Below are 4,514 nucleotides of genomic sequence, written 5' to 3' on the forward strand. Positions count from 1 at the left end.
AAATCCCGGGCCCCGGCCTCTCATTCCCAGGCCGTCAGCGGGCCGCCCAAAGCTCCGAAGAGCGGCCCGGAAGCCGTATCCCATCTCCGGATTGCCCCTTGTTCAGCGCTCTCCTAGGCCGACGCCGTGCCCGACGGCAGCCGTCCCTGTGTCTGGCGGTTCCGCCGCCAGCGCCGGATGAGATCGATGACGGCCAGCAGCCCCGCGAGGGGCGAAAGGACGGCTGCAGCGTAGACGAACAGGAGCCACCCGAGGATCGTCAGCGGCGTCTGGCTGGTGCTCAGCAGGGACAGCCCGCCGAACAGTCCGAGGGTCCAGAAAAGGACCACTCCGAACAGCACCGCCGCTGCCGGGAAATACTCGTTCCTCACGATGGATTTCAAGGTTTCCATGGACCCTCCTCATGCCGGGCGGTGGGAAGTGCGCCGGGGTCTTTCCCAGTATGGGGCCCGCGGCAGCCGGATTTCCGGCGAACGCGGGCCGAGTGATGAAAATAACACAGCCGGCCGCCGGGGCTTGCAGGGATTTGCGCTCCAGCTCCGCGAAGATGGCCGCAGCGAGGCGTTCGAGCTGCTTCGCGGAGAGCCTGGGGCCGTCGTGCGCTCAGACCGCGGCCCGCACCCGCTGCAGGAACGAATCAAGGACACGCCCGGCATTCTCATGCATACGCCGGGATTCGCCCGCCGGAAGTTGCCGGCCCTTGGGCCCGTTCAGCCGTTCGCCCAGGTAGAGCAGCGCTGCCAGGACCTCGGATAGTTCAGAGTTGCCTTCGGCGCGCTGCCGCAGGAGCCGAAGGTGCGCCTCCTGGAGAGCCGGCCCGGGCGCACAGCCCAGGTCGCGGTCAAAGAGCCGGCGGCAACGGTCGTACGCCGAGAGTCCCTCCACCGGCAGGCCTGCCTGCTCGTAGGCCGTCACCAGCACGGTCCAGGCCCTTTCGTTGAGGGGCTCGGACCGGATGGCTGCCTGGGCCAGATTCACGGCGACGTCGGGCTTGTCCAGGAGCCCCGCGGTCTCCGCGGCGAAGATCTGTGCCGTCACTTTCTCGGCTGCGTGGTGTGTCCGTGCCTCCTCGGCCCACTCGGAGGCGAGTTCGAATCCCAGGAGAGGCTCGGCGGAAATCTCGAGGGCCTCGAGCAGCAGCCGGTGGGCCGTAGCAGGCTCGGACTCGCCGGCGGCATGGACCAACCGGCGGAAATTAGCGAGGTCCAGGTCCACGAGCTGCGGATCCAGGACGTAGCCGCTGTTCGCCGTGCGCAGCGGGCCGGTCTTGGTCTGGCCGGGCTGGATGGCCCGCCGGATCCCGCTGACATAGCTCTCCAGTGTTGCGACGGCGCCGTCGCTGGCACCCGGTCCCCAGAGGATTTCGATCAGCCGGGTCTTGGAAACCGGCGTTCCCAGGTTCAGCAGAAGGATTTCAAGGATATGCCGCGGCTTGCAGCCGCCCATGTCCGCGGCAGTGAGTGCCAGGCCATTGCGGCGTACTTCGAACGCTCCGAAGAGGCGAACTGCAATTGTCGGTGTAGCTCCGGTCGGGTTTTCCACAATGTGCTCCGATTCCCCAGACAATTTAATCGCAAGTGGGAGGAAATCACTGCCGATCCAGGCGATTCTGAGACCCTGTTCCCTCCGACTTTCCAATGACACCGTGGCACGCCAGACTTGGCGCAACAAGCGCTGAAACTACCCGATCTTTTCGCCTGGAGAAAGACGCGTACCGGTGTCAGTAGGGTCGAGTAAGCCTGCGGAGCCATTAGCAGGTACACGGTCGGCGAAGCAAGTACTTTTCGCCGGAAAATCGTGGGGACACGAGTACTCGCGGAAACGGTCCCCAGCAGGGGAAAACCGCCGATTCCGGCGTCTGCCAGGCCTATGCGCGTCGGGCAGGAGCCCGGCACCGGGGCAGCGAAGCTGGTCCCGCCGGGCGGTTGGCTGCCACCACGCTACTGCTTCTCGGTCATCTCCTCGGGAACCGCCACGACGTGCAGTTCGGCGCCGTCCCGCAGCACGGCCAGGTCCAGCGGCGCCCCGATGGCCTCGGCGAACAGCAGCTTCTGGAGGCTCTCGGCATTGGACACAGACGTCGTGCCGACGCTCAGGAGAACATCCCCGGCGCGCAGGCCCGCGCGGTCGGCAGGAGATCCCGTCAGGACCTCGACGACGAGCAGGCCCTCCCGGTGTCCGGTCCGGACCACGGCGCTGGCCTGGAGCTGGATGGGCGTGTTGACCAGGCCCAGGTAGGCGCGCCGGACGCGCCCGTCCCGGAGCAGCGAGGCAATGATCCGCCGGGAGGTGGCATTGACGGGCACGGCCAGGCCCAGGCCGGCCCCGGCCACGGCCGTGTTGATACCGATGATCCGCCCGCGGGCGTCGGCCAACGCACCGCCGGAACTGCCCGCGTTGAGCGCCGCGTCGGTCTGGATGACGTCTTCGATCATGCGGCGGTTGCGCCCGGACCACACGGGGATCGACCGGCCCAGGCCGCTGACCACCCCGGCCGTCACGGAGCCCGACAATCCCAGCGGGTTGCCGACTGCGATTACCAACTGGCCGACCTTAAGCGACTCGGCGTCGCCGAATTCCGCCGGCGTCGCGGTGGGGGCCCTGCCGTGGACGACGGCCAGATCCGAGAGCGGGTCCGCCCCCACCACCTCGACCTGGGAGCGGGTCCCGTCGGCAAAGACTGCATGGCCGCCCGGCGTGCCGGCCACCACGTGGGCGTTGGTGACGAGGTAGCCGTCCGAGGTGAAAAGGACCGCCGAACCCGCCCCGACGCGGAATCTTCCGTTGCGTCCGCTGCCCGTCATTTCGATGGCGGCTACGCGCGGGGTGACAGTCTCGGCCACCCGGACAACGGTCGCAGAATACGAATCGAGCGGATCCTCGGACCCCTCTGATCCGGCAACCCGGCTGATGGCAGTGGCCACGGTGCACCTCCTACGAACCGGTACTTATCTAAGTCAACCACCGGCGCTGCGCCGGTAGTCCTGCGTGCCCCTACGCCGTCAGAGAAACACGCCGCGTGTCACCCGCGCCGGAGCAATAGTTCAGCCAGCCGCCGATCCGCCGCTAGGCTCGGGAGGAGACCCGCCCACCAGCTACAGGAGAACCTACGTGAACGCAGCGTCCGCAACACCTGATCCGCTGCCTCCGCTGGGCCTCACCTGGGGCATCAAGCGCAGTTTCATCGCCTACATCACGGGCCTGCCGGACGGCACGGTCTCCGCGACGGACGGCGCCACGGTGGTCGAATCCAGCCTGTTCTGCTTCGCTCCGGAAGAATCCGACTACGACGTCGCGCTCGGCACGGGGGTGCTGCGCTTTCGGGGGGACGTCCGCCTCGGGGGCCACCACGGCATGCTGTTCGTCAGGCTGCTGGATCCGTGGATCGCGTTCACCGGCGGCCGCGGCGTCCTGTCCATCAGCACCGGCGGCAACGGCGGCCAGGACCGCACCGCGGTTGGGTTCCTGCACGCCGCGGCCCCCCGCGAAGTCGCCGGGTCACTCCTCTGGGAGGACGTCGAGGTCGTAATCTCTCCCGAAGGTGCGGAACTCTTCGATGGGCAGTACGCGGCCCGGCAGTCGATGGACCCCCTCTTCATCCGGGTGAAGGCGTAGCCATACTTCGTCCCGGCGATCATCGGACGGAACACGGCGCCGGCGACTCCCCTGCCGCCGGCCGAGAACTACGGATCGGTTCCGTGACGGCGGCCATCGCCTGCGCAGTGGGAATGGCCGCGGCGTTCTCGCTGTCCAGGCGGGTCCACCACAACTTTCCACCATGGAAGAGCCCGGGTATTCGGTGCGCCGTTTCCGGGGCGGTGCAAGGAGTGATTTCGCTGTGTCCCCGGAGCCCGACGTCGGAGCCACAGATCCGTTGTCCGTCCACCTCACCGCCCGGTTCGGTCTGCACGCCCGCTTCCGCGGCCGCACGCTGTACGTCCCCAATACGCATGGTCCCTGGCGGCTGTACCGCGCAGAACTGATCCTGCTCGATGATGAGCTGGTAGGCGCGGCGGGGATTACCGTTCTGGGGCCGCCCGAGTCCGTGCTGTTCTCACCCGGAGTCCGCACGCAGTTCGGCCGTCCTCGAGTACTGGGGCACCCCTGACGGCAGAAGCTCTGGCCCCGGGGATGTGGCCGGCGCCAGAGGCTGCTAATCCTGTCGTAGGTCGCAAGTAAATTTGGTTCATGGAAGGCATCAGGGAGTTCGTCTCCTTCAGGGAGGCGGGGCAGGACGCAGGGTCTGCCCTGGTCCGTGCCCTGGGCTTGCTCCGGACGCTGGCCTCGACGGCGGTGGATGATGCCGCGGGCTTCGGATTCGCCGAGGCGGCGGGCTTCGCCGGCGAGGTGGAGGAACTCTCGCGGACCGTGGAGTATCTGCAGCTCGTCGCGGCTGGGGCGGTGGACCGGGCCAGGAAACTGCCGGCCCCCACGGGCACCACGTCGTGGGCCACCGGGTGGCGGGACAGCCCCGTCGACAGCTCCGGCGGCAGCCCGGGCGGCGCCGACGCTTC

The 4,514-nt window shown here is 68.0% G+C and carries 5 protein-coding genes and 1 pseudogene; 3 read left to right on the forward strand and 3 right to left on the reverse strand.

The window, feature by feature from the left end:
- Positions 1–113 precede the first annotated feature (113 nt).
- The 3 genes from J9611_RS20925 to J9611_RS20935 all read right to left on the reverse strand — a co-directional run bounded on the left by J9611_RS20925 (position 114) and on the right by J9611_RS20935 (position 2,924).
- Positions 114–392, reverse strand: coding sequence for a hypothetical protein (locus J9611_RS20925; RefSeq protein ID WP_211883074.1), 279 nt, complete (start codon positions 390–392; stop codon positions 114–116).
- 211 nt (positions 393–603) lie between these two features.
- Entirely contained in the window at positions 604–1,542 is a 939-nt protein-coding gene (locus J9611_RS20930) for an AfsR/SARP family transcriptional regulator (protein WP_307857175.1), read from the reverse strand.
- A 398-nt stretch (positions 1,543–1,940) separates the two neighbouring features.
- Positions 1,941–2,924 carry a S1C family serine protease gene (locus tag J9611_RS20935; RefSeq protein WP_211883075.1) on the reverse strand — a complete coding sequence of 328 codons (984 nt, stop codon included), beginning with the start codon at positions 2,922–2,924 and terminating at the stop codon, positions 1,941–1,943.
- A 187-nt stretch (positions 2,925–3,111) separates the two neighbouring features.
- Between J9611_RS20935 and J9611_RS20940 the strand changes: the two genes are divergently transcribed.
- From J9611_RS20940 to J9611_RS20950, 3 genes and pseudogenes are all read left to right on the forward strand, one after another.
- Positions 3,112–3,615 (forward strand): HtaA domain-containing protein, encoded by a 504-nt coding sequence (locus J9611_RS20940; RefSeq protein ID WP_211883077.1) that lies wholly within the window; start codon positions 3,112–3,114, stop codon positions 3,613–3,615.
- 163 nt (positions 3,616–3,778) lie between these two features.
- Positions 3,779–4,108, forward strand: a complete 330-nt coding sequence (locus tag J9611_RS20945; protein ID WP_307857176.1) for a DUF2071 domain-containing protein — start codon at positions 3,779–3,781, stop codon at positions 4,106–4,108.
- An 80-nt stretch (positions 4,109–4,188) separates the two neighbouring features.
- Positions 4,189–4,514 (forward strand): annotated as a pseudogene (locus J9611_RS20950) (HNH endonuclease signature motif containing protein); the annotation flags it as partial.

Source organism: Pseudarthrobacter albicanus (assembly GCF_018224015.1).
Taxonomy (GTDB): domain Bacteria; phylum Actinomycetota; class Actinomycetes; order Actinomycetales; family Micrococcaceae; genus Arthrobacter; species Arthrobacter albicanus.